Genomic DNA, 25,320 nt, shown 5'->3' on the forward strand with positions numbered 1-25,320 from the left:
GCTCCCCGAGGCATTTCGTCGTTTGTCACGTCCTTCTTCGGCTCCTAGTGCCAAGGCATCCACCGTGCGCCCTTACTAACTTAACCTTATTTTTGACCTTTCAGTCTTAAACTCATTAATTTTCACAGCGTTTTCGGTTTATTTTCTTGTTACTATTTGATATCGGTATTCAATTTTCAATGGACAAGTTCTTTATCTAGTAAAACTAGATAATGGAGCCTAGCGGGATCGAACCGCTGACCTCCTGCGTGCAAAGCAGGCGCTCTCCCAGCTGAGCTAAGGCCCCACATAGCCCTCTCAAAACTAAACAAGACCCAAGTGCATTCCGTGTGTCCTTACGGACTCCTTAGAAAGGAGGTGATCCAGCCGCACCTTCCGATACGGCTACCTTGTTACGACTTCACCCCAATCATCTATCCCACCTTAGGCGGCTGGCTCCTTACGGTTACCTCACCGACTTCGGGTGTTACAAACTCTCGTGGTGTGACGGGCGGTGTGTACAAGGCCCGGGAACGTATTCACCGCGGCGTGCTGATCCGCGATTACTAGCGATTCCGACTTCATGTAGGCGAGTTGCAGCCTACAATCCGAACTGAGACTGGCTTTCAGAGATTAGCTTGCCGTCACCGGCTTGCGACTCGTTGTACCAGCCATTGTAGCACGTGTGTAGCCCAGGTCATAAGGGGCATGATGATTTGACGTCATCCCCACCTTCCTCCGGTTTATTACCGGCAGTCTCGCTAGAGTGCCCAACTGAATGATGGCAACTAACAATAGGGGTTGCGCTCGTTGCGGGACTTAACCCAACATCTCACGACACGAGCTGACGACAACCATGCACCACCTGTCACCTCTGTCCCGAAGGAAAACTCTATCTCTAGAGCGGTCAGAGGGATGTCAAGACCTGGTAAGGTTCTTCGCGTTGCTTCGAATTAAACCACATGCTCCACCGCTTGTGCGGGCCCCCGTCAATTCCTTTGAGTTTCAACCTTGCGGTCGTACTCCCCAGGCGGAGTGCTTAATGCGTTAGCTGCGGCACTAAGCCCCGGAAAGGGCCTAACACCTAGCACTCATCGTTTACGGCGTGGACTACCAGGGTATCTAATCCTGTTTGCTCCCCACGCTTTCGAGCCTCAGCGTCAGTTACAGACCAGAGAGCCGCTTTCGCCACCGGTGTTCCTCCATATATCTACGCATTTCACCGCTACACATGGAATTCCACTCTCCCCTTCTGCACTCAAGTTAAACAGTTTCCAAAGCATACTATGGTTAAGCCACAGCCTTTAACTTCAGACTTATCTAACCGCCTGCGCTCGCTTTACGCCCAATAAATCCGGACAACGCTCGGGACCTACGTATTACCGCGGCTGCTGGCACGTAGTTAGCCGTCCCTTTCTGGTAAGATACCGTCACAGTGTGAACTTTCCACTCTCACACCCGTTCTTCTCTTACAACAGAGCTTTACGATCCGAAAACCTTCTTCACTCACGCGGCGTTGCTCGGTCAGGGTTCCCCCCATTGCCGAAGATTCCCTACTGCTGCCTCCCGTAGGAGTCTGGGCCGTGTCTCAGTCCCAGTGTGGCCGATCACCCTCTCAGGTCGGCTATGTATCGTCGCCTTGGTGAGCCGTTACCTCACCAACTAGCTAATACAACGCAGGTCCATCTGGTAGTGATGCAATTGCATCTTTCAATTAATTATCATGCAATAATCAATTTTATGCGGTATTAGCTATCGTTTCCAATAGTTATCCCCCGCTACCAGGCAGGTTACCTACGCGTTACTCACCCGTTCGCAACTCATCCAAGAAGAGCAAGCTCTTCTCTTCAGCGTTCTACTTGCATGTATTAGGCACGCCGCCAGCGTTCGTCCTGAGCCAGGATCAAACTCTCATTAAAAAGTTTGAGTTCGCACTCATTACTGTCCACTGACAGATTTATTTTCGTTTTTTTTGACAGGTTACATATCTCTATGTCACCCTGCACTTGGTTCGTCTTGTTCAGTTTTCAAAGGGCTTTGTCTTTCGCGACAACTATATTAGTATATCACCTATACCCACCAACTGTCAATACCTTTTTTAATCTTTTTTCATTTTTTTCTAGAATTTTTTATTCATCAGAGGCTAGCCTCTATTAAAGAGAGGGAAGATAAGCTTCCTCACCTAGTTGACGAGCTAATAAACCAGCTCTAGCCAGCTGAAGCAAACTCTTTGTGAATTCATAAATATGCTCTCTTTCACTTGCAGACAACTCTTTTTTAGAAAACTTTCTTCTTAAAGCTTTGTAATCCCGGCCTTCCTCCTGAAAGAAGGGAGCGTCTTGTAAATAGGCTTTCACATTTTCCAAGTTTTCTAAAATACCAAGATGAAAAGCGGCAGAAGCAAAAGTTTTATTAAAAGGCTGGGTGCAGACGCTCCGAAACTCTACTGTCCCCCGTGTCGTCAAATCTTGATACTGGTAACTTCTATGATTCTTGAAGTCTGCTTCCCTTGGAGTCAAGTTTATTTTTTCACCTGAAAGGCTATAAGCCTCAATAGTTTTCTGACTCATGTATTCATTAGCAGCTATTGGATAGAAATAGTAGGATTTACCTTCCCGTTCAGCAGTGAAAACCGCTGATTTACTAAGATAAGCAAAAAAATCATCTTCTGTTTGAAAGTCTTTCGAATTAACGCCTGCATTTTCCTGTAAAATGCCATGCATCGATTGCTCCCAGAAAATATCCCGAGCTATTTTTGTATCCCAAGAAGAATCTGAAAACTCTGAATTGGCAAAGAGGTATGCCTTAGCGGCTTCAATTTGATTGAAGACATTGATAACAGTTAAATAATTTTCTCTTGAGACATCCAGCTGAACTTGACTCCCACAAATAAAAGCACCATATTCTGGATAATTGTGCAGACCATCCATGTTCTTTCCCATAGCTAAATACTGCATCAACATTTCATATCTTGGATACTTAACTGGACTATTATCATTTTCTGCCCAGAAAGGATGAATACCTTCTCCTTGAATTTCATGGTCTTCTTCGCGCAGAATTGGCTGAATAATGTTCAGATAGTTATTAAAACGCTCTTCAACTTCTTGAATTCTGGAAGCCTTGGCAAAAGCAAATTCCAAAGTATTGTAAGAAACCTCAAAAAGAATTCTGTCTTCATTTTTAGTAAATTTCAGTTGGATAGGATTCCCATCTCTATCAAATCGTTCTGCCTCAAAATCATACTCTTCCAACAGACGTTTCAAGAGATTCTTGGCAACATTTGTATTGGTCGCTCCACCCTGGCTATTGACAATAGGAAATTCTAACTCAATGCCAATGTAGACAGTTGGATTTCCTTTGATATTCTTTAAATAGCGTTCTTTTAAAATTTGGATTGAATCAGTCATTTCCATTTCCTATAAATTTTTGATAGTGTTAGAGTATTATAACAAAATTTCAGGTATTTTCCTAGCCTCATACAAAAACGCCTGCTTACGAAATTGTTTTTGTCTTAAAAGCAATTTCGTAAACAAGCGTCTACCTATTATCACCTATATGATGAGTGTTCCCGCTAGGAAAAAATCCTAGCGGTAGACCAGAGCTAGACTAAGAATAGAAATTCTATTCCATCATCATAACACTCAACAAAGATTGATGATCTTATACCAATTCGATGATTGCCATTGGCGCAGCATCTCCACGGCGCGGTTCAGTTTTCAGGATACGAGTATATCCACCGTTGCGCTCTGCATAGCGTGGTGCAATCTCAGAGAACAATTTTTGAAGAGCAGTAGTTGTAGTATACTTTTCTGTTGCTTCATCATAGTTTTCTGATGCGATTTCATTGCGAACAAAAGCTGCTGCTTGACGGCGAGCGTGCAAGTCTCCACGTTTGCCCAATGTAATCATTTTTTCTACTGTTTTACGGATTTCTTTAGCACGAGCTTCAGTTGTCACAATTGATTCGTTGATCAGCAAATCAGTAGTCAAATCGCGAAGCATTGCTTTACGTTGTGAGCTAGTGCGTCCTAGTTTACGGTAAGCCATGTATTCCTCCTTTATTTATCGTTTTTTAACCCCAGACCGAGATCAGCAAGTTTAACTTTTACTTCTTCCAGACTCTTGCGTCCCAAGTTACGAACTTTCATCATTTCAGGCTCAGATTTCTCTGTCAAATCAAATACAGTATTGATACCTGCACGTTTCAAACAGTTGTATGAGCGAACTGACAAATCTAATTCTTCGATGGTCCGTTCCAAAATGCGGTCATCAGAAGTCTTTTCTGCTTCCTTCATAACGTCTGCAGCGATAGCTACTTCTGTCAGATTAGTGAAGAGATTCAAATGTTCCGTAAGGATGCGGGCTGAAAGTCCCAAAGCATCTTCTGGAATAATTGTTCCATTCGTTAAAATTTCAAGGGTTAGTTTGTCAAAACCATCGTTGCTACCAACACGAGCTGGCTCAACTTGGTAATTAACTTTTGTCACTGGCGTATAGATAGAGTCCACCGCAAGTGTTCCCACTGGTGCATCATCTTTCTTATTCTCATCAGCAGGCACATAACCACGACCACTATTGACAGTCATCGTTGCCTTAAAGCTTGCGCCTTCTCCGATTGTAAAGAGATAATGATCAGGGTTTATAATTTCAATATCACTGTCTGTCAAAATGTCTCCGGCAGTTACTTCTGCTGGTCCTTCAACATCCAGTTCAATAATCTTTTCGTCTTGGACGTAAGATTTTACAGCAATCCCTTTGACGTTCAGAATAATTTGCATCACGTCTTCACGGACACCGGAAATCGTATCAAACTCGTGCAAAACACCTTCAATATTAATTGAAGTAACAGCAGCACCTGGAAGTGAAGCCAAAAGCACACGGCGAAGAGAATTTCCCAGTGTTGTACCATAACCACGCTCAAGCGGCTCTACTACAAACTTGCCATAATCTTTATTTTCATCAATTTTTGTTATATTTGGTTTTTCAAACTCAATCATTTGCTATACTCCCTCTTAAACGAAAAGCAGTGTAACGGTTGGTGATTATACACGGCGACGTTTTGGAGGACGAGCACCATTGTGTGGTACAGGAGTCACATCACGAATAGCTGTTACTTCAAGACCAGCGGCAGCAAGAGCACGAATAGCAGACTCACGACCAGAACCTGGACCTTTTACAGTAACTTCAACTGATTTCAGACCGTGTTCCTGTGCAGATTTAGCAGCTGCTTCAGATGCCATTTGGGCAGCAAATGGTGTAGATTTACGAGAACCTTTAAATCCAAGAGCTCCAGCAGATGACCAAGCAATCGCGTTACCATGCACATCAGTAATCATAACAATAGTGTTATTAAATGTAGCGTGAATATGAGCAATACCGGATTCGATATTTTTCTTCACACGACGTTTACGTGTTGGTTTAGCCAAGACTTTTTACCTCCTTATATTATTTTTTCTTACCTGCAATCGCAACAGCTTTACCTTTACGAGTGCGGGCGTTATTTTTAGTGTTTTGTCCACGGACAGGAAGTCCACGACGGTGACGGATTCCACGGTATGAACCGATTTCCATCAAACGTTTGATGTTCAAGTTTACTTCACGACGAAGGTCACCTTCAACTTTAATCGCATCTACTTCACGACGGATAGCATCTTCTTGTTCGATTGTAAGATCTTTTACACGGATGTCTTCTGAAACTCCAGCAGCTGCCAAGATTTTCTTAGAAGTTGGAAGTCCGATACCGTACACATAAGTCAGTGAAACGACTACACGTTTGTCATTTGGAATGTCAACTCCAGCAATACGAGCCATTTTTTCTCCTTTCTATCTTATCCTTGACGTTGTTTGTGTTTTGGATTTGCTGGGCAAATTACCATAACACGACCATTACGACGAATAACTTTACAGTATTCGCAAATTGGTTTGACCGATGGTCTTACTTTCATTTTTTCCCTCCAAGTTTTTCGATTATTTAAAGCGGTATGTGATCCGTCCACGTGTCAAATCATAAGGACTCATTTCTACAGTCACACGGTCTCCCGCTAAAATACGAATATAGTTTTTACGAATTTTACCAGAAACTGTTGCTAAAATCTGATGTCCATTTTCAAGTTCAACCGTAAACATTGCATTAGGCATTGTATCAACTACCTTACCTTCAACCTCAATCACATCGTCTTTTGCCACGCAAAAGTACCTCCATAAATTTCGATTTGATCCCTCTGAGCACAGAGGTAACAATTATAAGTCAGACTAATTCATTGTATCACTACTTGTCAAATATTGCAAGCAGGAAAAACGCTTTTATTTCAAATTTGTCAAGACTTTTTCGATAGCTGAGAAGACATCATTAATATCTTGATTTCCTTGAATATCATGGACTAGACCTTTGCTGCGATAGTGATCAATGATCGGCTGACCTTGTGCGATATTGACATCCAAACGACGTTTAACTGTCTCAGGCTTGTCATCTTCGCGCTGGTAATAATCCTCTTCCTTGTAGTCTGCTGGCGGATTGAAGACCTTGTGGAAGGTTTCACCTGTTTCACGATGGATAATCCGACCGCTCAAACGCTCCAGCAAGCTGTTAGGATCCACTTCGATATTGATAACTCCGTCCAAAGCTAAATCAAGCTCTGCTAGCGTTTGATCCAAGGCATTTGCTTGCTCAATCGTGCGCGGATAGCCATCCAAGAGGAAGCCTGTTTGCTTAATATCATCCTGGCTCAAGCGCTCTTTGACAATGCCGTTTGTCACTTGGTCTGGAACCAACTCGCCCTTGTCAATATATGACTTGGCTAAAACGCCCATCTCTGTTTGGTTAGCAATCGCTGCACGGAACATATCTCCAGTTGAAATATGTGCAACATTGAAGCGCTCAACGATTTTAGCAGCTTGAGTTCCTTTACCAGCACCTGGTAAGCCCATAATCAAAAGATTCATGATTGGTCTCCTTTTTTGTTTTTAAAGCAATCTATTAAACCGATTAATAAACTCGTTTAAAAACAAAATAGAAGGGGGTGAGTCTACTCTGTCCCCTTTTATTTTGTTTATTTTCGGTTCAAGAAAGGTTATCTGAACGGGCTTCTCATTAGAAAAGCTATTCAAAAAGTCCCTTACTCTGAAGTATCCATAAAGCCGACATACTTTCTCTTCAGCAGGTAGCCTTCTAACTGTTTCATTCCCTCAATACCGGTTGAGATGATGATTAAGAGACTGGTTCCTCCAAGAGCAACGGCATCTGTCAATCCAAATACATCTTTAGCCAAAATAGGCAGGATAGAAATGAAACCTAAGAAGAGAGATCCAACTGTTGCCAAACGACGCAGCAGCTTAGACATATAGTCTTCTGTTCCTTTACCCGGACGAACACCTGGAATGTAGGCTCCGCTCTTTTGCAGATTTTCTGCTGTCTTCTCTGGATTAATCTGTACAAAAGTATAGAAGAATGTAAAGAGGACAATCAGGAAGGCGTACATGAACATACCACTAATGGTCGTTGTTGCCAAAAGTGACTGAGCTGTCTTAACCCAATCTGCGTCATAGCCCAAGGCACTGACAACTTGGAAAATCGCTGCCGGTGCAGCTGTAATCGAGCTGGCAAAGATTACTGGAATGACCCCAGCTGGATTGACTTTCAGTGGCAGATAGGAGCTAGAAGGTGCACCCTTCGCTACTTTCGTATACTGAACTGGAATTTTATATTCAGCCTGCTGTACAAAGGTTGTAAAGTAAATGATAAGCAGGACTGCCACAATCAGAATCCCTACAAAAATGAAGGATGAAGTCAAACGATTACTAGGGATATTGACAAAGTAATCTTCATAGATACCTTTAATCATATCAGGGATAGCTGAAACGATACCAGCAAAGATAATCATGGAAACGCCATTTCCGTAACCCTTGTCTGTAATCTGCTCACCTAGCCAAGTTACAATCATTGAACCAGTTGCTAGAAGAACGCAAATCAAAGCGTAGGTCTGAACATTAGGATTGGCAACCAGATTAGCTCTTGAGAGAGTATCAAAACCAGCAGTAATCCCAATTGCCTGCACAAAGGCCAAAACTAGGGCGATATAACGAGTCGCTTGATTCAGCTTCCTCCGTCCCACTTCCCCTTGCTTGCCCCACTCTACAAACTTCGGAAGCAAGTCCATTTGCAGCAGCTGAACAACGATCGAAGCTGTGATGTAAGGACTGACTCCAAGTGCAAAGACAGAGAAGTTGCGCATGGCGTTACCAGAGACCAAGCTCAGCATATTCAGGAATGGCAAATCATTCAAATTGCTTAAGGCTTTGGCATTAATCCCTGGAACCGTTATGGTTGTACCGATACGGAAAACTAAGATGATGAAAATCGTGAACAGAATCTTAGACCGTACCTGTTTGATTTTAAATGCGTCTTTTAATAGTTTGAAAAACATAGGTCACCTCGCTTAGATGACTTCCACTGAACCACCTTTAGCAGTGATAGCTTCTTCAGCTGATTTAGAGAATTTAGCTGCCTTAACAGTCAATTTCTTTGTCAATTCTCCGTTACCAAGAATCTTGATACCTGATTTTTCAGCTTTTACAATACCTGCTTCGATGAGAACAACTGGTGTTACTTCAGCGCCATCTTCAAAGGCGTTCAGTTGGTCAAGGTTAACAATCGCATATTCTTTGCGGTTGATGTTCAGGAAACCACGTTTTGGAAGACGACGGAACAATGGAGTTTGTCCACCTTCAAAACCAAGGCGAACGCCGCCACCGCTACGAGCTTTTTGACCTTTTTGACCACGGCCAGATGTTTTACCGTTACCAGATGATGTACCACGACCAACACGGTTGCGGACTTTACGAGAACCTGCAGCAGGTTGTAATTCATGAAGTTTCATTATATTATTTCTCCTCTTTTGTAAAATGCTAGCGCTCATATAGGAGAAAAGGTGTCTCCTATATAAACTCGCCTATACATATATTTAGTTTTAGGGGCTGAGAAAATCCCATCCCCTAACGTATTTTAATTTAAAGTTGTTAAACCAGCAAAGCTTATTTAACTTCTTCAACAGTTACCAAGTGTGATACTGCAGTAATCATACCGCGTACTGCTGGATTATCTTCTTTGATAACTGAGCTGTTCAATTTGCCAAGTCCAAGTGCTACAACAGTTTTACGTTGTGACGGGATGCGTCCGATTGGAGACTTAGTCAAAGTAATTTTAATTTGAGCCATGTTATCCCCTTTCTTATGCCAAGTCAGAAACTGAAATACCACGAAGGGCAGCAACTTCTTCAGCGCGTTTTAATTGTTTCAAACCTTCAACAGTTGCGCGAACGATGTTGATTGGAGTGTTAGAGCCAAGAGATTTAGATGTAACATCTGCTACACCTGCCAACTCGATGACGGCACGAACCGCGCCACCAGCAGCAACTCCAGAACCCTCAACAGCTGGCTTAAGCAATACTTTCGCTCCGCCAAATTCTGAAAGAACTTCGTGAGGAATTGTTGTGCCAACCATTGGTACTTCAATCAAATTCTTCTTCGCATCTTCAACTGCCTTGCGGATTGCTTCTGGTACTTCTTGAGCTTTACCAGTACCGAAGCCAACACGACCATTGCGATCACCAACAACTACAAGAGCTGCAAAGCGAAGACGACGTCCACCTTTAACAACTTTTGTAACACGGTTGATGGCAACTAAACGTTCTTCAAGTTCAACTGCGTTGTCTTTAAATGCCATTTTCTAGTGTCCTCCTCTTAGAATTTCAATCCGTTTTCACGAGCTGCATCAGCCAAAGCTTTTACACGTCCGTGATAGAGATATCCACCGCGGTCGAAGACGACTTCAGAAATACCTTTAGCAACTGCACGTTCAGCAACGAGCTTACCAACAACAACGGCTTGTTCTGTTTTAGTTCCTTTTGAAACTTCTTTGTCAAGAGTTGAAGCGCTTGCGAGCGTTACACCCGCTACGTCATCAATCACTTGAGCGTAGATGCCTGTATTAGAACGGAATACGTTCAAACGTGGGCGATCAGCAGTTCCAGAGAGTTTTCCGCGAACGCGACGGTGGCGTTTTTGGCGGATTTTATTTTTATCTGGTTTCGTAATCACAATTTTCACCTCTTAATTTTAATCTTGTGCTCATGCACAACCTTGGGAAACAGCTTGTTTGGCTGAAAAAATCAGCCAGACAAGATTATTTACCAGTTTTACCTTCTTTGCGGCGAACGAATTCACCAACGTAGCGGATACCTTTACCTTTGTATGGCTCTGGAGCACGCAGACTACGTACGTAAGCTGCAGTTTGTCCGACTACTTCTTTTGAAATTCCACTGACAACGATAGTTGTTGGGTTTGGAAGTTCAAAAGTGATGCCTTCTGGTGCTTCTACTTCGTCTGGATGAGATTTACCAACTGAAAGTACAAGCTTTTTGCCTTGAAGTTGTGCACGGTAACCAACCCCGCGCATTTCAAGTTCTTTCTTGAATCCTTCTGATACACCAACAACCATGTTGTTCAAAAGGGCACGAGTTGTTCCGTGGATTGTTTTCATTTCTTTTGAATCGTTTGGACGGTGAAGAGTTACTTCAGTTCCTTCCACACGGATTTCAATATCTTTTGAGAACTCACGAGTCAGTTCTCCTTTAGGTCCTTTTACAGTTACAACGTTGTCTTTGTTGCTGATCTCAACACCAGCAGGCAACACGATAACTTTATTACCAATACGTGACATGTATATATTCTCCTGTTAGATTGTCAGGCCGCAAGCGACCAGTTTTCACGGGGCTTAAATCGATTTCTCGATTTAAAGGAACATTTAGGTTTCAATTTCAAAGTGAATCTAGGAATCGTCTCGCAGGCATAACTTTGGGTTAGGCAAGAGACGATAACGAAGAGTCACAAAGAAATTGGGAACTAAATATTACCAAACGTAAGCGATAACCTCACCACCAACATTCTTTTGGCGTGCTTCTTTATCAGTCAGCAAGCCTTCAGATGTTGAAAGGATAGCAATTCCAAGTCCGTTCAGAACTTTTGGAAGATCTTCGCGTTTCTTGTAAACACGCAGACCTGGTTTTGAAACGCGTTTCAAACCAGTGATAACTTTTTCACCATTTTGTCCGTATTTAAGAAATACACGGATGATGCCTTGTTTGTCATCTTCGATGATTTCAACGTTTTTTACAAAACCTTCACGCTTCAGGATTTCAGCAATCCCTTTTTTGATGTTTGATGCAGGCACTTCAAGCACTTCGTGGTTTGCTTGGTTAGCATTACGGATACGTGTCAGAAAGTCTGCAATTGGGTCAGTCATAACCATTTTATATTTCTCCTCTTACTAGTAGTTTGCAAGCTGCACTTGCTAGTTAATGATTGAGCTAGGCTCAGATTGTATTGACACATTCGAACAAGATAACTCTTATTTGAACACGAGCTACAACCTGGGCAAAAAAGATAAATTTGTTTTGGAGCATCGCTCCTTCACCAAATTTCCTATTTTTGCTGTGGTTGTTACGCTCTTTTTATCATGATATTACCAAGATGCTTTGGTAACGCCAGGGATTTGTCCTTTGTATGCTAATTCACGGAAGCAAACACGGCAAAGTTTAAACTTGCGGTAAACGGAATGTGGACGGCCACATTTTTCACAACGAGTATAAGCTTGCGTAGAGAACTTAGCTGGGCGTTTGTTCTTAGCAATCATTGATTTTTTAGCCATTTGTTTTACCTCCTATATTATTTTGCAAAAGGCATTCCAAGGCCTGTAAGCAATTCGCGTGACTCTTCGTCAGTGTTAGCAGTTGTTACGATAACGATGTCAAGACCGCGAGTCTTATCAACGTCATCAAAGTTGATTTCTGGGAAGATCAATTGCTCTTTCACACCAAGTGTATAGTTTCCGCGTCCATCAAAAGATTTTGTTGGTACACCGTGGAAGTCACGAACACGTGGAAGAGAAACTGAAACCAATTTATCCAAGAATTCATACATACGTTCGCCACGAAGGGTTACTTTAGCACCGATCGCTACACCTTCACGAAGACGGAAGCCGGCGATTGATTTTTTAGCTTTAGTGATAAGTGGTTTTTGACCTGAGATAAGAGCCAATTCTTCAGCAGCTTTTTCAAGGTTTTTAGCGTTTGATACAGCGTCACCGACACCCATGTTCAAAACGATTTTATCCACTTTTGGCACAGCCATAACAGATGAGTAGTTGAACTTTTCAGTCAAAGCAGGAACTACTTCTTTAAGATATTTTTCTTTTAAACGATTTGCCATTATACTTCTCCTTTCCTTCGTGATTAGTCAAGCACTTCGCCCGATTTTTTATTGTAACGAACTTTTTTGCCGTCTACAAACTTGTAGCCAACACGTCCTGCAACACCATTTTTGTCAAGAACTTGAACGTTTGACACATGGATTGGTGCTTCTTTTTCCACGATAGCACCTTGAGGGTTTTCGTTATTTGGCTTTTGGTGTTTCTTAACGATGTTTACACCTTCAACAACAACTTTGTTTACTTTTGGAAGAGCTGTAACAACAAGCGCTTCAACACCCTTGTCTTTACCAGCAATTACGCGAACTTTGTCGCCTTTTTTTACAAACATTTATTTCTCCTCTTAATTCTTACGCCCATAGGGCACCCTGACTTTTGTCAGGGGACTGTGTTTGTTAATTTTTTGATTAAAGTACTTCTGGAGCCAATGATACGATCTTCATGAAGCCACCGTCACGCAATTCACGAGCAACTGGGCCGAAGATACGAGTTCCGCGAGGAGTTTTGTCTTCACGGATGATGACTGCAGCGTTTTCGTCAAATTTGATGTATGAACCATCTTTACGACGAGCACCTGATTTAGTACGAACGATAACAGCTTTTACAACGTCACCTTTCTTAACCGCACCACCAGGAGTAGCTTGTTTTACAGACGCAACGATTACATCACCGATGTTAGCGAACTTACGTCCTGAGCCACCAAGAACTTTGATTGTCAAGATTTCGCGAGCGCCGCTGTTGTCGGCAACTTTCAAACGAGTTTCTGTTTGAATCATTTAAGTTTTCTCCTTTCTGGTTTGATTAGATGATAACCGCTTCTTCAACGACTTCTACAAGACGGAAGCGTTTTGTAGCTGAAAGCGGACGAGTTTCCATGATACGAACGATATCGCCTTCTTTGGCAACATTGTTTTCGTCATGTGCTTTGTACTTCTTAGAGTAGTTAATACGTTTACCATAGACTGGGTGGTTACGTTTAGTTTCAACTACAACTGTGATTGTTTTGTCCATTTTGTCAGAAACAACGCGTCCGACAAGAACTTTACGATTATTGCGTTCCATTGAAATTCTCCTTCCCTAGTCTATTATTTAACTTCTGATTGAACAGTTTTAATACGAGCGATTTGTTTTTTCACTTCTTTCAAACGAGCTGTCTGCTCCAATTGGCCAGCAGCTGCTTGGAAACGAAGATCAAACAATTCTTTCTTCAATTCATTTTCACGCTTCGCGAGTTCTTCTTGAGAAAGACCACGAAGTTCTTTAACAAATTCTTTTACTTCATTAAGTTTCATGCCTTCTCCTTATTCTGCTTCACGTTTTACGAATTTACATTTAACTGGAAGTTTGTGGCTTGCAAGGCGAAGCGCTTCGCGAGCGATTTCTTCTGAAACGCCAGCAACTTCAAACATTACTTTGCCACGCTTAACTGGCGCAACCCAACCTTCTGGAGCACCTTTACCAGATCCCATCCGTACACCGATAGCTTTTGCAGTGTATGATTTGTGTGGGAAGATTTTAATCCAAACTTTACCACCACGCTTCATGTAACGAGTCATAGCGATACGGGCAGCTTCGATTTGGCGGTTAGTAATCCAGTGGCTAGTAGTTGCTTGAAGACCGTATTCTCCAAATGCTACTTCTTTTCCGCCTTTAGCTTCACCGCGCATTTTTCCACGGAATTCGCGACGGTGTTTAACACGTTTAGGTACTAACATTGGTTATTTACCTCCTTTAGTGTTTTTACGAGCTGGAAGGACTTCTCCACGGTAGATCCAGACTTTAACACCCAGTTTACCGTAAGTAGTATCAGCTTCTTCCCAAGCGTAATCGATATCCGCACGAAGAGTGTGAAGCGGAACAGTTCCCTCAGAGTAACCTTCGCTGCGGGCAATATCTGCACCGTTCAAACGACCTGATACTTGAGTTTTGATTCCCTTAGCTCCTGCACGCATTGTACGTTGGATAGCTTGTTTTTGAGCACGACGGAAAGCAACACGCTGCTCAAGCTGGCGAGCAATTCCTTCACCAACCAGGTGCGCATCCAAGTCAGGACGCTTGATTTCGATGATGTTGATGTGGACTTGTTTTCCAGTCAATTTGTTGAGTTTTGCACGGAGTGCATCAACGTTTGCTCCACCTTTACCGATAACCATACCTGGTTTAGCAGTGTGAAGAGAAACGTTTACTTTGTTTACTGCGCGCTCAATTTCAATAGTTGAAATCGCTGCGTCAGCCAATTCTTTTTGAACGAATTTACGGATTGCAAGATCTTCATGAAGGTAATCCGCGTATTCTTTTTCAGCATACCATTTGGCATCCCAATCACGGATGATGCCGACACGCATACCAATTGGATGTACTTTTTGACCCACGATGTTACCTCCTTATTTTTCTGCAACGACCACAGTGATGTGGCTTGTGCGTTTGTTGATTGGTGAAGCTGAACCTTTAGCGCGCGGACGGAAACGTTTCATAGTTGGTCCTTCGTTTGCGAAAGCTTCAGATACTACCAAGTTTGCTTTTTCCAAACCAAAGTTGTTTTCAGCATTAGCGATTGCAGAGTTCAAAACTTTTTCGATAATGCCAGCAGCTTTGTTTGGAGTGAATTTCAAGATTGCGATTGCGTCAGCGACGTTTTTACCACGAATATTGTCAAGAACCAGACGAGATTTACGAGGTGAAACACGCACTGTACGAGCCATTGCTTTAGCTGAAGTAATTTCTGCCATTTATGTTCTCCTTATTTTCTACGTGTTTTCTTGTCGTCTGCAGCGTGACCTTTGTAAGTACGAGTTGGCGCAAATTCACCAAGCTTGTGACCTACCATGTCTTCCTGGATGTAAACAGGTACGTGTTTACGTCCGTCATAAACTGCGATTGTGTAACCAATGAAACTTGGGAAGATCGTTGAACGACGTGACCAAGTTTTGATGACTTTTTTCTTTTCGTCGTTAGCTTGAGCTTCAACTTTCTTCATCAGATGCTCATCGACGAAAGGTCCTTTTTTAAGACTGCGTCCCATTTTATATTTTCTCCTTTAAATAAGTACCACAGCGGCCTGCGCTGACTAAGCAGCGCTACCGAGCTGGCGGATAGATTGTTTTAAATTATTTCTCGTTGCGACGACGAACGATAAGTTTGTCAGATTTCGCTTTTTTGTTACGAGTTTTAAGTCCAAGAGCAGGTTTGCCCCATGGAGTAGATGGCGCTTTACGACCAACTGGTGCTTTACCTTCACCACCACCGTGTGGGTGATCGTTAGGGTTCATTACAGAACCGCGAACTGTTGGGCGGATACCTTTCCAACGGCTACGTCCTGCTTTACCAAGGTTTACAAGTCCATGTTGTTCGTTTCCGACAACACCAACTGTAGCGCGGCAAGTACCAAGAATCATACGAACTTCGCCTGATTGAAGACGAACAAGAGTGTACTTACCTTCTTGACCCAATACTTGAGCAGAAGCTCCAGCAGCACGAACCAATTCTCCACCACGGCCTGGTTTCAACTCAATGTTGTGAACCAAAGTACCAACTGGGATGTTAGCTAGCGGAAGAGCGTTTCCGACTTTGATATCTGCTTCAGGACCTGAAACGATACGTTGACCAACTTCAAGACCTTTAGGAGCGATGATATAAGCCTTCACACCGTCAGTGTAGTGAACCAAAGCGATGTTTGCTGAACGATTTGGATCATACTCGATTGTTTTTACAACTGCTTCAACAGCGTCTTTGTTACGCTTGAAGTCAATCAAACGGTAGTGACGCTTGTGGCCGCCACCTTGGTGACGAACAGTGATGCGACCGTTGTTATTACGACCAGCCTTGCTCTTCAAAGAAACAAGCAAAGATTTTTCTGGAGTGCTGGTAGTGATTTCAGCGAAATCCAAAGAAGTCATATTACGGCGACCGTTTGTTGTTGGTTTATAAACACGAATTCCCACGATATTTCCTCCTTAGATTATTCTTCTTCTGCACCGAACAACTCGATTGCTTTAGAATCAGCTGTCAGTGTTACGATAGCTTTTTTAGTTTTGTTTGTAAAACCAGTGTAGCGTCCAATGCGTTTTGCTTTTGGTTTTACATTGATAGTGTTAACGTTAGCAACCTTAACTCCTTCAAAAGCAGCTTCAACAGCTTGCTTAATCAAGAGTTTGTGAGCGCGAGTGTCCACTTCAAATACGTATTTGCCTGCTTCGTACTGAGCCATTGAACCTTCAGTGATAACAGGTTTTTTGATTACGTCGTACAAATTCATTATGCAAGAACCTCCTCAATTTTAGAGATAGCTGCCTGAGTAACCAGAAGTTTATCGCTGTTTACGATGTCCAGAACGCTTGCAGTTGTTGCAGTTGCAACTTTCACGTTTGGAAGGTTGCGAGCTGAAAGTGCAGCGAATTCGTTTCCTTCTTCAAGGATAACAAGGACTTTCGTATCGATGCTCAGTGCAGCAAGCACTTTTGCAAACTCAGCAGTTTTTGGAGCTGTAAATGAAAGGCTGTCTACAGCTACGAATTTGTTTTCAGCAACTTTTTCAGAGTAAACTGATTTCAATGCCAATCTACGAACTTTACGTGGAAGTTTGTAAGCATATGAACGAGGAGTTGGACCGAATACGATACCACCACCACGCCATTGTGGAGAGCGGATAGAACCTTGACGAGCACGTCCAGTTCCTTTTTGACGCCATGGTTTGCGTCCGCCGCCTGATACTGCAGAACGGTTTTTAACAGCGTGAGTTCCTTGACGAAGGCTAGCGCGTTGGCTGATGATAACATCAAAGACAACTGATTCATTTGGCTCAATACCAAAGACCGCATCGTTCAGAACTACTTCACCAGCTTCTTTACCAGTTTGGTCAAATAATTTTACGTTTGCCATTGTGACTGATTTCCCCTTTCTTTATTATTTACCAGCTTTAACTGCTGACTTGATAGTGATAAGAGATTTCTTAGCACCTGGTACGTTACCTTTAATCAGGATAACGTTCTTCTCTGGAACAACCTGTACGATTTCAAGGTTTTGAATCGTTACACGGTTACCGCCCATACGTCCAGCCAAGCGTTTGTTTTTGAACACGCGGTTTGGCGCAACTGGTCCCATTGAACCAGGACGACGGTGGTAACGTGAACCGTGAGCCATTGGACCACGAGATTGGCCGTGGCGTTTGATAACACCTTGGAAACCTTTACCTTTTGAAGTTCCTGTTACATCAACAACATCACCAGCTTCGAATGTATCGACAGTGATTTCTGCTCCTACTTCCAAGCCTTCAATGTTTTTGAATTCACGAATGAAGCGCTTAGGAGCTGTGTTAGCTTTCGCTACATGGCCTTTGGCAGGTTTGTTGCTCAATACGTCACGAAGGTCATCAAAACCAACTTGAACTGCGTTGTAACCATCTGTTTCAACTGTTTTAACTTGAAGAACAACGTTTGGAGCTGCTTCAACAACAGTTACAGGGATTAATTCGCCAGCTTCAGTGAAGATTTGAGTCATTCCCACTTTTTTCCCTAAGATTCCTTTTGTCATGAGAAAATGTTTCCTTTTCTATATTTTTTTCAAAAAGTTTTTAACGAGCGTTTTTCATGCTCTGGTTTAGATCAAGCTTTAGATTAAAGTTTAATCTCTACGTTCACACCACTTGGAAGATCCAATTTCATCAAAGCGTCAACTGTTTTTTGAGTTGGATTGATGATGTCGATCAAACGTTTGTGAGTACGCATTTCAAATTGTTCGCGAGAGTCTTTATATTTGTGAGTCGCACGAATGATTGTGTAGAGGCTGCGCTCAGTTGGAAGTGGGATTGGACCCGCAACTTCAGCACCAGTACGAGTAGCAGTTTCTACGATTTTTGCAGCCGCTGTATCAAGTGTACGATGTTCGTAAGCTTTCAAACGGATGCGGATTTTTTTGTTTGCCATCTTTTTCTCCTTTTCGTCTATTTAAGATAATAGGCTAGCTCCACAAGAAAACCGACAGGCGATTGCGTGGCAATGCAACCGAGCGTGTCGCAACCTCTTGCATCAAAGCTACACACTGTATTTTTACAGCACCATAGTATCTTAACACAAAGAACCAGTCATTGCAAGGGATTTGAGTAATTTTTTAATGATTTTTAGGATAATTTTTTATGAAAGTGTTTTCTAAATAATTTATAAGTCTTGTAAATCATTATAGAGAAGAAAATTTAGATTTTTAACCTATTTATTCTAGTTTGTATTCAGAAAATACAAAATCCCACTGACGCACATCAGTGAGATTAGAAACGAAAATTTACCCTTGGCTACTTTGTTTTATAACAAGGGACTGTCCTTTTCGATACGAAAGCTATTGCCCGACTGGCAGATGACAAGGCCGGCAGCTGCTAAATAGGGCTGATAAAAGTGTATATATTGCTCTCGCCTAGCTAGATGCGTCTGCTTTATCCAATCTGGCCTGCGCTCTCGCACAGCCACATCTCTTGCCAAGCGGCGCTCTAACTCAGTCTGGTCGTCCGTGTAAAAGCAAATCGACAAATCAAACAAACTTTCAGGCAAAAAGGCAGCCGACATGCCTTCTACTATTAAAACCGGCTTTTGGGCTGATAAACGTAAGCTAGGTGACCAAGCTGTGCCAATGGTCAGAATATCCAGACCAGACTGCAAGGCGCAAATATCTCGCTCCAGACTCCCGAGCTCATGAACAGCTGGGATACAGGCTGTGACTTTTTGATGAGGAAAATCTTTGGAACTGAGCAAATCTCGATACTCCCCAGTAATTACATAAGGATCTGTTTCCAGCAGATTGGCTCGTTCCTCACCCAAAGCTAGCTGGAGCTTTCGAGCAAAAGTTGACTTCCCCGAAGCACCGTGACCGTAAATACGCAGGGTATGGTTTTGGTCGCCTGACAGATAAGCTATCAATCTTTTCAGTAATGTTTCTTCATCAGACATGGCTTCTCCTTTCAAATGGAGATTCTTAGAAATTTCGGCTGGATTTATTGTAGCCGTAGCGCTCAATAAAGTCTTCACGGAATTCAAGCAAGTTGTCATCCATGATAGCTTGGCGAACCTTCTTCATAAGGTTTACCAAGAAGTAGAGGTTGTGATAACTGGTCAGGCGGATCCCAAAGGTTTCGTCCGCTTTGAGCAAGTGGCGGATATAAGCCCGCGTGTAGTTGCTACATGTGTAGCAGTCGCAGTCATGGTCCAGCGGCGTGAAATCTTCCTCAAACTGGGCATTTTTAACAACCAGACGCCCTTCGCTAGTCATACAGGTACCGTTTCGGGCAATCCGAGTCGGTAGGACGCAGTCAAACATATCAATGCCACGGATAACCCCATCAATCAAGCTATCTGGCGCTCCAACTCCCATGAGATAGCGGGGCTTATTTTCAGGCAGCATAGGCGTTGTGAAGTCCAGCACCGCATTCATCTCTTCGTGAGACTCACCAACAGCCAGCCCTCCGATTGAGTAGCCTGGGAAATCCATGCTGACCAAGTCTTGAGCAGACTGGCGACGCAAATCTTCAAAGCCAGCCCCTTGAACAATCCCAAAGAGACCTTGGTCGTGCGGACGGCTGTGGGCCTTGAGGCCACGCTCTGCCCAACGGCTGGTCCGCTCAATAGACTTCTTGACATAGTCATAGGGCTGGTAGAACTGTGGACACTCATCAAAGGACATCATAATGTCACTGCCTAGATTGTTCTGGATGGAGATGGCCTTTTCTGGTGACAGGAACATTTTGGAACCATTAAGGTGGTTCTTAAAGGTTACTCCTTCTTCTGTGATATTGCGGCTGTCAGCTAGAGAATAGACCTGAAAACCACCGCTATCCGTCAGAATTGGCTGATCCCAGTTCATGAACTTGTGCAAGCCACCTGCACGAGCAATCAGCTCATCGCCCGGCCGCAGCCAAAGGTGGTAAGTATTGGACAAGATGATACCAGAACCCATTTGCTTGAGCTCTTCTGGTGACTGGGTCTTGACCGTCGCCTGGGTACCAACCGGCATAAACATAGGCGTCGGAAAAGTCCCGTGAGGCGTGATAATTTCCCCCAAACGAGCACCTGTATGCTTTTCTTTTTTAATCAAACGATACTGAATCGGTGATGTTGACATGTTTCCTCCTGCTGGGAAAAACAGTCCCAGCGATTTTTCTTCTATATAATGAGCAGCAAGGGCTCACAAGATACCGTATGATTTTACCAAAAAAACTTCTATCTGTCACGGGGTATGATATAATGTAACAGACAAATCCAAATGGAGGAATTATGAATCTAAGTAACATCAGAGCTCAGGCTCGTACCGTCCGCAGTCAAACGAGGGGGATTTTTCTTTTGTTTGCGGCCCCAACCCTTGTCAGCATCCTCAGCATCTTACTTTCCCTCAATGACAATCTAAGAGATTCCATTCCCAACCTAACTTTTAGCCAGTCCATCTATCTTCTCATTAGCAAAAATCTTTTCCCGACAACAATTCAGTTTATCTTGACCTTGCTACTGCTTTCTGCCAGCTATACCATGATGAAGGTTCTTCGTAAGACAAAGGATGACGTTGGCTTTTCAGATATTGGCCAGCTTTTTACCAGCAAGACTTTCACACCTGTCTTCAAGACGGTTTTACTCAAGCAGCTGCTGATTTTTCTTTGGAATATTCCTATGTTCTGCGGGAGTCTTCTAGCAATCTTTAATGCTTATAAAATCATCTCTATTTCGGAAAAAATCCCAGCCCATACAGTAGTGACGGCTCAAAGTGCTGTAGGACAGCAGATTCTTCAATACACCCCTAGTATGTTACTGGGAAGCCTCTTGATATTGGTTGGTCTAGGCATCACCATTCCTCAGTACTACGCATATTCTCAAGCAGAGCTGATCCTATATGACCAGCTTGAGACTGACACCTACTTGGGGGCTTTCTCTGCTATCCGTCAAAGTCGGAAGCTCATGAAGGGCTACAAGGGAAAGCTATTTATGCTAGATCTGAGCTTCATCGGCTGGAATTTACTGGCCAGAATGACTTACGGTGTACTGAATATTATGGTTCTCCCTTATACAGCGACTGCTTACATTCTCTTCTACGAAGAGTTGAAAAAAGAAAAAGCTATTCTAAACGAAAACAACCCGCAAGCAGGGAACTCCTTGTCCTAAGCTTGTGAGTTGTTTTTTTATTTACTATCAGAGTCTATCTTGTCAAGGGCAGAGCAGATTTTGTCAAAAGCTGCCTCTAGTGAATCATCATCTGTGAAAAAGGCTTCCTCTTCCCAGCCCAAGAAGTCTCTGTCTTTCCACCAGCGCTTCATGTCGGCTGGGGTAAATTCTTCTTGCTTCGCTCTAGTCTGATGGCGACGGACTGTTTCTTCAAAGGATAGGTCATAGTAGTAAGCAAAGACCTGCGGAACGAAGATTTTTTTCAACCGTTCTAGCATCTGTCCATAAATGTCTGTCTCATAAAATCCTTCTACCAGAACCAGCAAATCATGCTCGTAGCCGAAGCGAGCTAGTGTTTCCGTCAGGTCAATAGACAAATTTCCAGGCTCGACTTTTTCCTTGAGCATGTCCCGTCTAACCGTATCTTGCGATATCAGGAGAGTCCCTCGGCCGTAGTGAGTCTGCAGTTTCCCAGCGAGACTAGACTTGCCAGAGCCGGAATTTCCACGAATGATAACTAACTCGGCCATCTTATTCGCCCAGAATCAAGCGTGTATGCTCGCGTTTAATGCAGCGGTCCATGACAATGTCGTCCCGACCAGCTGCCCGCAAAATCTGCTCAGCCTCCTCACTCTCCAAGCCCAACTGAGCCCAGAAAATCTTGGCATCCGACTGCAAAAAATCCAGTGCCACATCCGGCAAAAACTCACTGCGGCGGTATATATCGACAATATCCACCGGAAAAGGAATGTCTTTGAGACTGGCATAAACAGTCTCACCAAAAATCTGACTGCCCGCTGCCCGCGGATTGACTGGAATAATACGATAGCCCCGATCTTGCATCTCTTTGGACACACGGTTACTGGTCGTTTCTTCGCGGTCAGACAGTCCGACAACAGCAATCACCTTGCTGTTTTTCAAATAATGCTTGACGATGGCATCACTGGGATTTTGAAAATGATAAGTCATAGGCTTCCTCCTCATTCATAATAAAGTTGGGTAGTTTTGTAGTATTCATGTTTTAACAGAATCTAGTCTAAGTACCGTGTGAAAAAGACAAGCTTCCTCGCATTCATCGAATGCTGTGTCAGCTTTCTATTTTCACTTTGTGTTTTACGCCCTTGATATCTTAAACTGAACACGAGCTAAAACCTTGGAAAATAGATCATCCGTTCTAGGAGCATCGCTCCTTCGTCCGGCTGCCTAATTTTCAGTCGGTTTTGACGCTCTTTGTATCTTATCTTACTTCGCCTCGTACCAAGTTTGGCCGGCATTTTCATCAGCCACTAGTGGAACGGCCAGCTCAATCGCAGCTTCCATGGTTTCTTTGACTAGCTGGCGGACGGCTGTTAGTTCTTCATTTGGCACTTCCAGCACGATTTCATCGTGAACCTGCAAGAGCATGCGAGACTTGAAATTCTTTTCTGTCAGAGCTCGGTCCAGATTAATCATAGCGACTTTGAGAATATCTGCAGCGGAGCCTTGGATCGGGCTGTTAATAGCTGTGCGCTCCGCAAAATTTCGGATGTTAAAGTTACGGGAATTGATATCTGGCAAAGAACGACGGCGATGATAAATGGTCTCTACATAGCCTTTATCACGCGCTTCGCGAACGATGGTTTCCATATAATTTTTGATTCCTGGGAAACGCTCAAAATAAGTCTGAATATAATCTTTGGCAGCCTTGCGGGAAATTCCCAAATTATTGGCCAGTCCGAAGTCGGAAATTCCATAAACAACTCCGAAGTTGACAGCCTTGGCATTACGGCGGTCATTAGGTGTCACATCCTCTGCCTTTTCAATACCAAAGACCCGCATGGCGGTAGCCGTGTGAATATCTTCTCCATGTTGAAAGGCAGCAATCAGATGCTCGTCCTGCGAAATGTGAGCCAGCACCCTCAGCTCAATCTGGGAATAATCCGAGCTGAGAAGTACGCTGTCTGCCCACTCTGGCACAAAGGCCTTGCGAATGAGACGCCCCTGCTCCAAACGAACGGGGATATTCTGCAAGTTCGGATCAACCGAGGACAAGCGGCCCGTTTGAGTCAAATCCTGAACATAGCGAGTGTGAATCTTACCGTCAGCCGCTATCGCCTCCTGCAGGCCGATGATATAAGTGGACTGGAGCTTGCTGATTTGACGGTATTCCAGAATCTTAGACACAATCGGTGCAATGGGAGCTAAACGCTCCAGCACATCCACCGCTGTCGAGTAGCCCGTCTTGGTCTTTTTGGTGTACTCCAGTGGCAGCCCCATATCCTCAAAGAGAATGGTCCCCAGCTGTTTAGGTGAGTTGATATTGAACTCCTGACCAGCCAGATCATAAATCTCCTGAGTCAGACTTTCCAGCGTCTTTTCATTTTCCGCCTGCATACCTTGCAGGGTTTCCCGCTCAACCTTGATCCCTGCAATCTCCATCTTGGCTAGGACAAAGGCCAGCGGCTGCTCCATTTCAAGCAACAAATCCAACTGATCGTGGGAACGGAGCTGGTCTTTCATTGGCTCTTCTGTTTCCAGCAGTACCTGAACCTTACGAGCTAGATGCTCAAAGAGCTGCTCTTGCTCCGGCAAAGCACGCTTGGCCCCCTTGCCATAAACCTCGTCATCCGTCGGCAGAATTGTTTGGCCGTAGAGGCGAGCAATAGTCGCCAGCTCATTATCCTCGACCGTCGAAAGCAGATACTTGGCTAGGCGCGCATCAAAAGACGCTGTTGGTAGTTCGATGCCATAACGACTGAGCAGTACCTTGGTCCGCTTGAGGTCGTAGGTTTTCAGAGCTGTTTTTGTCAAAAATTCCTGAAAGAGAGGCTGCTGCAGTAAATCGCTAGAGCCGACATAAATCTGACGGCTATCGCCCCAGGCAAGACCGACAATCTCTTCCTTGTGGTAGTTGTCACCCAAAATTTCAAAATAGAAGAATTGCTCTGGTGCCAGCATATCCGCTGTCACCTCAGTCACTTTGGTAAATTCAATTGGTTTGACTTCTACCGGCTCTTGACCAGTTCCTAGCTGAGCCTTGAGCTGCTTGAAGCCCATCTCGTCATAGAACTTACTCAGAGTATCTAACTGCGGACCCTTATAAACCAAATCATCCAGCCCGATTTCAATCGGAGCCTGAGTATTGATGGTGGCTAGGGTTTTTGATAAGAAAGCCTTGTCCTTGTCATTGATCAGATTTTCCTTCATCTTGGAAGCCTTGAGCTGATCAATGTTTTCATAGAGATTTTCCAAAGAGCCATACTCCAAAAGGAGCTTGAGACCAGTCTTCTCGCCGATCTTGGTCACGCCGGGGATGTTATCCGACTGGTCGCCCATCAGCGCCTTAAGGTCAATGAACTGCTCTGGCGTGATGCCCATCTTCTCCATGAGGTAAGCTGGGGTAAATTCCTCAAACTCGGCCACGCCTTTCTTGGAAATTTCCACCACGGTATTATCATCCGTCAGCTGAATCAAGTCTTTATCGCCACTGACAATGGTCACATCGTAAGGCACAGCTGTCTTTTCAGCCATCTTGTCCAAGGTTCCGATGATGTCATCCGCCTCGTATTGAGGCAAATCATAGAAGTGAATGCCTAGGTGCTGCAGCATTTCACGGATAAAAGGCAGCTGCTCACGAAATTCATCCGGTGTCTTGGCCCGACCAGCCTTATAGTCGGCGTACATCTCGGTCCGGAAGGTCGTCTTGCCAGCATCAAAAGCTACCAGAACATGAGTCGGCTGCACGCGCTCCAAGAGATGATTGAGCATGAGGTGGAAGCCGTAAATAGCATTGGTATGCAGGCCCGATGGACTCTTGAAACGGTCGATTTGATTATAAAGCGCAAAAAAAGCGCGAAAAGCAACGGACGAACCGTCGATTAATAATAATTTGTTCTTTTTTTCCATAGGTTTATTATAACACGAAAGGCCGACAAAGACAGAAAAGGCGGCGTGGAAAATAGGTAGAAAATG

The 25,320-nt window shown here is 43.7% G+C and carries 36 protein-coding genes, 1 tRNA gene and 2 rRNA genes (1 of these 39 cut by a window edge); 1 reads left to right on the top strand and 38 read right to left on the bottom strand.

Annotation, left to right across the window (positions count from 1 at the left end):
• From DQM55_RS10985 to tgt, 35 genes are all read right to left on the bottom strand, one after another.
• Positions 1 to 86, bottom strand: a 23S ribosomal RNA gene (locus tag DQM55_RS10985) (it extends 2,810 nt beyond the left edge of the window).
• Between the two features lie 127 nt (positions 87 to 213).
• A tRNA-Ala gene (locus DQM55_RS10990) sits at positions 214 to 286 on the bottom strand.
• A 64-nt stretch (positions 287 to 350) separates the two neighbouring features.
• Positions 351 to 1,898: ribosomal RNA gene (locus DQM55_RS10995) — 16S ribosomal RNA — on the bottom strand.
• Together the 16S and 23S rRNA genes with 1 tRNA gene alongside form the textbook arrangement of a ribosomal RNA operon.
• Before the next feature lie 234 nt (positions 1,899 to 2,132).
• Complete coding sequence (locus DQM55_RS11000) at positions 2,133 to 3,392, bottom strand: glutamate-cysteine ligase family protein (RefSeq protein WP_111676775.1); 1,260 nt, start codon at positions 3,390 to 3,392, stop codon at positions 2,133 to 2,135.
• Between the two features lie 247 nt (positions 3,393 to 3,639).
• Positions 3,640 to 4,026, bottom strand: coding sequence for a 50S ribosomal protein L17 (rplQ, locus tag DQM55_RS11005; RefSeq protein ID WP_002894521.1), 387 nt, complete (start codon positions 4,024 to 4,026; stop codon positions 3,640 to 3,642).
• An 11-nt stretch (positions 4,027 to 4,037) separates the two neighbouring features.
• Positions 4,038 to 4,976, bottom strand: a complete 939-nt coding sequence (locus tag DQM55_RS11010) for a DNA-directed RNA polymerase subunit alpha (RefSeq protein ID WP_002894519.1) — start codon at positions 4,974 to 4,976, stop codon at positions 4,038 to 4,040.
• 45 nt (positions 4,977 to 5,021) lie between these two features.
• Positions 5,022 to 5,405: a 30S ribosomal protein S11 gene (rpsK, locus tag DQM55_RS11015; RefSeq protein ID WP_001118385.1), complete on the bottom strand. Its 384-nt coding sequence runs from the start codon at positions 5,403 to 5,405 to the stop codon at positions 5,022 to 5,024.
• Between the two features lie 19 nt (positions 5,406 to 5,424).
• Positions 5,425 to 5,790: a 30S ribosomal protein S13 gene (rpsM, locus tag DQM55_RS11020; protein ID WP_002894516.1), complete on the bottom strand. Its 366-nt coding sequence runs from the start codon at positions 5,788 to 5,790 to the stop codon at positions 5,425 to 5,427.
• A 17-nt stretch (positions 5,791 to 5,807) separates the two neighbouring features.
• A complete protein-coding gene (rpmJ, locus tag DQM55_RS11025) occupies positions 5,808 to 5,924 on the bottom strand; it encodes a 50S ribosomal protein L36 (RefSeq protein WP_001808836.1) in 117 nt (38 codons plus the stop codon).
• 22 nt (positions 5,925 to 5,946) lie between these two features.
• Positions 5,947 to 6,165 (bottom strand): translation initiation factor IF-1, encoded by a 219-nt coding sequence (infA, locus tag DQM55_RS11030; protein WP_001029883.1) that lies wholly within the window; start codon positions 6,163 to 6,165, stop codon positions 5,947 to 5,949.
• A 117-nt stretch (positions 6,166 to 6,282) separates the two neighbouring features.
• Complete coding sequence (locus tag DQM55_RS11035) at positions 6,283 to 6,921, bottom strand: adenylate kinase (protein ID WP_111676777.1); 639 nt, start codon at positions 6,919 to 6,921, stop codon at positions 6,283 to 6,285.
• Between the two features lie 173 nt (positions 6,922 to 7,094).
• The gene (gene secY / locus DQM55_RS11040) at positions 7,095 to 8,402 is read right to left on the bottom strand and encodes a preprotein translocase subunit SecY (protein ID WP_111676779.1); all 1,308 of its coding nucleotides are present in this window, start codon (positions 8,400 to 8,402) and stop codon (positions 7,095 to 7,097) included.
• Between the two features lie 12 nt (positions 8,403 to 8,414).
• Complete coding sequence (gene rplO, locus DQM55_RS11045; protein WP_002901833.1) at positions 8,415 to 8,855, bottom strand: 50S ribosomal protein L15; 441 nt, start codon at positions 8,853 to 8,855, stop codon at positions 8,415 to 8,417.
• 154 nt (positions 8,856 to 9,009) lie between these two features.
• The gene (gene rpmD, locus DQM55_RS11050) at positions 9,010 to 9,192 is read right to left on the bottom strand and encodes a 50S ribosomal protein L30 (protein ID WP_002894509.1); all 183 of its coding nucleotides are present in this window, start codon (positions 9,190 to 9,192) and stop codon (positions 9,010 to 9,012) included.
• 13 nt (positions 9,193 to 9,205) lie between these two features.
• Positions 9,206 to 9,700, bottom strand: a complete 495-nt coding sequence (gene rpsE, locus DQM55_RS11055; protein WP_002894506.1) for a 30S ribosomal protein S5 — start codon at positions 9,698 to 9,700, stop codon at positions 9,206 to 9,208.
• Positions 9,701 to 9,717: 17 nt separating this feature from the next.
• A complete protein-coding gene (rplR, locus tag DQM55_RS11060) occupies positions 9,718 to 10,074 on the bottom strand; it encodes a 50S ribosomal protein L18 (protein ID WP_009659213.1) in 357 nt (118 codons plus the stop codon).
• An 85-nt stretch (positions 10,075 to 10,159) separates the two neighbouring features.
• Positions 10,160 to 10,696: a 50S ribosomal protein L6 gene (rplF, locus tag DQM55_RS11065; protein ID WP_002894503.1), complete on the bottom strand. Its 537-nt coding sequence runs from the start codon at positions 10,694 to 10,696 to the stop codon at positions 10,160 to 10,162.
• A 189-nt stretch (positions 10,697 to 10,885) separates the two neighbouring features.
• Positions 10,886 to 11,284: a 30S ribosomal protein S8 gene (gene rpsH, locus DQM55_RS11070; protein ID WP_002899666.1), complete on the bottom strand. Its 399-nt coding sequence runs from the start codon at positions 11,282 to 11,284 to the stop codon at positions 10,886 to 10,888.
• 213 nt (positions 11,285 to 11,497) lie between these two features.
• Positions 11,498 to 11,683, bottom strand: a complete 186-nt coding sequence (locus DQM55_RS11075) for a type Z 30S ribosomal protein S14 (protein ID WP_001085697.1) — start codon at positions 11,681 to 11,683, stop codon at positions 11,498 to 11,500.
• 17 nt (positions 11,684 to 11,700) lie between these two features.
• A complete protein-coding gene (gene rplE / locus DQM55_RS11080; RefSeq protein WP_002894499.1) occupies positions 11,701 to 12,243 on the bottom strand; it encodes a 50S ribosomal protein L5 in 543 nt (180 codons plus the stop codon).
• Between the two features lie 23 nt (positions 12,244 to 12,266).
• On the bottom strand, positions 12,267 to 12,572 hold the full coding sequence (gene rplX / locus DQM55_RS11085) for a 50S ribosomal protein L24 (protein WP_002894497.1): 306 nt from the start codon (positions 12,570 to 12,572) through the stop codon (positions 12,267 to 12,269).
• Positions 12,573 to 12,648: 76 nt separating this feature from the next.
• Positions 12,649 to 13,017 (bottom strand): 50S ribosomal protein L14, encoded by a 369-nt coding sequence (gene rplN / locus DQM55_RS11090; RefSeq protein WP_002894494.1) that lies wholly within the window; start codon positions 13,015 to 13,017, stop codon positions 12,649 to 12,651.
• A gap of 25 nt (positions 13,018 to 13,042) precedes the next feature.
• Entirely contained in the window at positions 13,043 to 13,303 is a 261-nt protein-coding gene (gene rpsQ / locus DQM55_RS11095) for a 30S ribosomal protein S17 (protein WP_000440801.1), read from the bottom strand.
• A 23-nt stretch (positions 13,304 to 13,326) separates the two neighbouring features.
• Complete coding sequence (rpmC, locus tag DQM55_RS11100) at positions 13,327 to 13,533, bottom strand: 50S ribosomal protein L29 (protein WP_002894488.1); 207 nt, start codon at positions 13,531 to 13,533, stop codon at positions 13,327 to 13,329.
• A gap of 9 nt (positions 13,534 to 13,542) precedes the next feature.
• On the bottom strand, positions 13,543 to 13,956 hold the full coding sequence (gene rplP / locus DQM55_RS11105; protein ID WP_000960948.1) for a 50S ribosomal protein L16: 414 nt from the start codon (positions 13,954 to 13,956) through the stop codon (positions 13,543 to 13,545).
• 3 nt (positions 13,957 to 13,959) lie between these two features.
• Positions 13,960 to 14,613: a 30S ribosomal protein S3 gene (gene rpsC / locus DQM55_RS11110; RefSeq protein WP_002894486.1), complete on the bottom strand. Its 654-nt coding sequence runs from the start codon at positions 14,611 to 14,613 to the stop codon at positions 13,960 to 13,962.
• Between the two features lie 12 nt (positions 14,614 to 14,625).
• Positions 14,626 to 14,970 (bottom strand): 50S ribosomal protein L22, encoded by a 345-nt coding sequence (gene rplV, locus DQM55_RS11115; RefSeq protein WP_002894484.1) that lies wholly within the window; start codon positions 14,968 to 14,970, stop codon positions 14,626 to 14,628.
• A gap of 11 nt (positions 14,971 to 14,981) precedes the next feature.
• Positions 14,982 to 15,263, bottom strand: a complete 282-nt coding sequence (gene rpsS, locus DQM55_RS11120) for a 30S ribosomal protein S19 (protein WP_000533766.1) — start codon at positions 15,261 to 15,263, stop codon at positions 14,982 to 14,984.
• 85 nt (positions 15,264 to 15,348) lie between these two features.
• Entirely contained in the window at positions 15,349 to 16,182 is an 834-nt protein-coding gene (rplB, locus tag DQM55_RS11125) for a 50S ribosomal protein L2 (RefSeq protein ID WP_002894482.1), read from the bottom strand.
• Between the two features lie 17 nt (positions 16,183 to 16,199).
• Positions 16,200 to 16,496 (bottom strand): 50S ribosomal protein L23, encoded by a 297-nt coding sequence (locus DQM55_RS11130; RefSeq protein ID WP_111676780.1) that lies wholly within the window; start codon positions 16,494 to 16,496, stop codon positions 16,200 to 16,202.
• On the bottom strand, positions 16,496 to 17,119 hold the full coding sequence (gene rplD / locus DQM55_RS11135) for a 50S ribosomal protein L4 (RefSeq protein ID WP_002894480.1): 624 nt from the start codon (positions 17,117 to 17,119) through the stop codon (positions 16,496 to 16,498). The genes DQM55_RS11130 and rplD overlap by 1 nt, the downstream gene beginning before the upstream one ends.
• Before the next feature lie 24 nt (positions 17,120 to 17,143).
• Positions 17,144 to 17,770 (bottom strand): 50S ribosomal protein L3, encoded by a 627-nt coding sequence (rplC, locus tag DQM55_RS11140; RefSeq protein ID WP_002894479.1) that lies wholly within the window; start codon positions 17,768 to 17,770, stop codon positions 17,144 to 17,146.
• Positions 17,771 to 17,853: 83 nt separating this feature from the next.
• A complete protein-coding gene (gene rpsJ, locus DQM55_RS11145) occupies positions 17,854 to 18,162 on the bottom strand; it encodes a 30S ribosomal protein S10 (RefSeq protein WP_002894478.1) in 309 nt (102 codons plus the stop codon).
• 372 nt (positions 18,163 to 18,534) lie between these two features.
• Positions 18,535 to 19,173: a uridine kinase family protein gene (locus DQM55_RS11150; protein WP_111676782.1), complete on the bottom strand. Its 639-nt coding sequence runs from the start codon at positions 19,171 to 19,173 to the stop codon at positions 18,535 to 18,537.
• Between the two features lie 25 nt (positions 19,174 to 19,198).
• Positions 19,199 to 20,341 carry a tRNA guanosine(34) transglycosylase Tgt gene (tgt, locus tag DQM55_RS11155; RefSeq protein ID WP_060976418.1) on the bottom strand — a complete coding sequence of 381 codons (1,143 nt, stop codon included), beginning with the start codon at positions 20,339 to 20,341 and terminating at the stop codon, positions 19,199 to 19,201.
• A 152-nt stretch (positions 20,342 to 20,493) separates the two neighbouring features.
• On the opposite strand from tgt, the gene DQM55_RS11160 reads away from it, so the two are divergent.
• Complete coding sequence (locus tag DQM55_RS11160; RefSeq protein WP_111676784.1) at positions 20,494 to 21,369, top strand: DUF975 family protein; 876 nt, start codon at positions 20,494 to 20,496, stop codon at positions 21,367 to 21,369.
• 17 nt (positions 21,370 to 21,386) lie between these two features.
• Here DQM55_RS11160 and DQM55_RS11165 read toward each other — a convergent pair whose 3' ends face one another.
• The 3 genes from DQM55_RS11165 to polA all read right to left on the bottom strand — a co-directional run bounded on the left by DQM55_RS11165 (position 21,387) and on the right by polA (position 25,254).
• Positions 21,387 to 21,899, bottom strand: a complete 513-nt coding sequence (locus DQM55_RS11165) for a kinase (protein ID WP_111676786.1) — start codon at positions 21,897 to 21,899, stop codon at positions 21,387 to 21,389.
• A gap of 1 nt (position 21,900) precedes the next feature.
• The gene (locus DQM55_RS11170; RefSeq protein ID WP_111676788.1) at positions 21,901 to 22,338 is read right to left on the bottom strand and encodes a CoA-binding protein; all 438 of its coding nucleotides are present in this window, start codon (positions 22,336 to 22,338) and stop codon (positions 21,901 to 21,903) included.
• Positions 22,339 to 22,611: 273 nt separating this feature from the next.
• Entirely contained in the window at positions 22,612 to 25,254 is a 2,643-nt protein-coding gene (gene polA / locus DQM55_RS11175) for a DNA polymerase I (RefSeq protein ID WP_111676790.1), read from the bottom strand.
• Positions 25,255 to 25,320: the final 66 nt, after the last annotated feature.

The organism is Streptococcus sanguinis, assembly GCF_900475275.1.
Lineage (GTDB): Bacteria > Bacillota > Bacilli > Lactobacillales > Streptococcaceae > Streptococcus > Streptococcus sanguinis_N.

Excerpts from the sequence above, each read along its gene's own strand:
- secY (WP_111676779.1), bottom strand. The coding sequence starts at position 8,402 with ATGTTTTTCAAACTATTAAAAGACGCATTTAAAATCAAACAGGTACGG.
- DQM55_RS11010 (WP_002894519.1), bottom strand. The coding sequence starts at position 4,976 with ATGATTGAGTTTGAAAAACCAAATATAACAAAAATTGATGAAAATAAA.
- DQM55_RS11170 (WP_111676788.1), bottom strand. The coding sequence starts at position 22,338 with ATGACTTATCATTTTCAAAATCCCAGTGATGCCATCGTCAAGCATTAT.
- tgt (WP_060976418.1), bottom strand. The coding sequence starts at position 20,341 with ATGTCAACATCACCGATTCAGTATCGTTTGATTAAAAAAGAAAAGCAT.
- DQM55_RS11035 (WP_111676777.1), bottom strand. The coding sequence starts at position 6,921 with ATGAATCTTTTGATTATGGGCTTACCAGGTGCTGGTAAAGGAACTCAA.
- DQM55_RS11130 (WP_111676780.1), bottom strand. The coding sequence starts at position 16,496 with ATGAATTTGTACGACGTAATCAAAAAACCTGTTATCACTGAAGGTTCA.
- rplE (WP_002894499.1), bottom strand. The coding sequence starts at position 12,243 with ATGGCAAATCGTTTAAAAGAAAAATATCTTAAAGAAGTAGTTCCTGCT.
- rplX (WP_002894497.1), bottom strand. The coding sequence starts at position 12,572 with ATGTTTGTAAAAAAAGGCGACAAAGTTCGCGTAATTGCTGGTAAAGAC.
- rplQ (WP_002894521.1), bottom strand. The coding sequence starts at position 4,026 with ATGGCTTACCGTAAACTAGGACGCACTAGCTCACAACGTAAAGCAATG.
- DQM55_RS11075 (WP_001085697.1), bottom strand. The coding sequence starts at position 11,683 with ATGGCTAAAAAATCAATGATTGCTAAGAACAAACGCCCAGCTAAGTTC.
- rpmC (WP_002894488.1), bottom strand. The coding sequence starts at position 13,533 with ATGAAACTTAATGAAGTAAAAGAATTTGTTAAAGAACTTCGTGGTCTT.
- rplN (WP_002894494.1), bottom strand. The coding sequence starts at position 13,017 with ATGATTCAAACAGAAACTCGTTTGAAAGTTGCCGACAACAGCGGCGCT.
- rpsJ (WP_002894478.1), bottom strand. The coding sequence starts at position 18,162 with ATGGCAAACAAAAAAATCCGCATCCGTTTGAAAGCTTACGAACATCGT.
- rplD (WP_002894480.1), bottom strand. The coding sequence starts at position 17,119 with ATGGCAAACGTAAAATTATTTGACCAAACTGGTAAAGAAGCTGGTGAA.
- rplO (WP_002901833.1), bottom strand. The coding sequence starts at position 8,855 with ATGAAACTTCATGAATTACAACCTGCTGCAGGTTCTCGTAAAGTCCGC.
- polA (WP_111676790.1), bottom strand. The coding sequence starts at position 25,254 with ATGGAAAAAAAGAACAAATTATTATTAATCGACGGTTCGTCCGTTGCT.
- rpsS (WP_000533766.1), bottom strand. The coding sequence starts at position 15,263 with ATGGGACGCAGTCTTAAAAAAGGACCTTTCGTCGATGAGCATCTGATG.
- rpsE (WP_002894506.1), bottom strand. The coding sequence starts at position 9,700 with ATGGCATTTAAAGACAACGCAGTTGAACTTGAAGAACGTTTAGTTGCC.
- rplV (WP_002894484.1), bottom strand. The coding sequence starts at position 14,970 with ATGGCAGAAATTACTTCAGCTAAAGCAATGGCTCGTACAGTGCGTGTT.
- rpsQ (WP_000440801.1), bottom strand. The coding sequence starts at position 13,303 with ATGGAACGCAATAATCGTAAAGTTCTTGTCGGACGCGTTGTTTCTGAC.
- DQM55_RS11150 (WP_111676782.1), bottom strand. The coding sequence starts at position 19,173 with ATGTCTGATGAAGAAACATTACTGAAAAGATTGATAGCTTATCTGTCA.
- DQM55_RS11160 (WP_111676784.1), top strand. The coding sequence starts at position 20,494 with ATGAATCTAAGTAACATCAGAGCTCAGGCTCGTACCGTCCGCAGTCAA.
- rpsM (WP_002894516.1), bottom strand. The coding sequence starts at position 5,790 with ATGGCTCGTATTGCTGGAGTTGACATTCCAAATGACAAACGTGTAGTC.
- rpsH (WP_002899666.1), bottom strand. The coding sequence starts at position 11,284 with ATGGTTATGACTGACCCAATTGCAGACTTTCTGACACGTATCCGTAAT.
- rplF (WP_002894503.1), bottom strand. The coding sequence starts at position 10,696 with ATGTCACGTATTGGTAATAAAGTTATCGTGTTGCCTGCTGGTGTTGAG.
- rpmD (WP_002894509.1), bottom strand. The coding sequence starts at position 9,192 with ATGGCTCAAATTAAAATTACTTTGACTAAGTCTCCAATCGGACGCATC.
- DQM55_RS11165 (WP_111676786.1), bottom strand. The coding sequence starts at position 21,899 with ATGGCCGAGTTAGTTATCATTCGTGGAAATTCCGGCTCTGGCAAGTCT.
- rplP (WP_000960948.1), bottom strand. The coding sequence starts at position 13,956 with ATGTTAGTACCTAAACGTGTTAAACACCGTCGCGAATTCCGTGGAAAA.
- DQM55_RS11000 (WP_111676775.1), bottom strand. The coding sequence starts at position 3,392 with ATGGAAATGACTGATTCAATCCAAATTTTAAAAGAACGCTATTTAAAG.
- rpmJ (WP_001808836.1), bottom strand. The coding sequence starts at position 5,924 with ATGAAAGTAAGACCATCGGTCAAACCAATTTGCGAATACTGTAAAGTT.
- rplC (WP_002894479.1), bottom strand. The coding sequence starts at position 17,770 with ATGACAAAAGGAATCTTAGGGAAAAAAGTGGGAATGACTCAAATCTTC.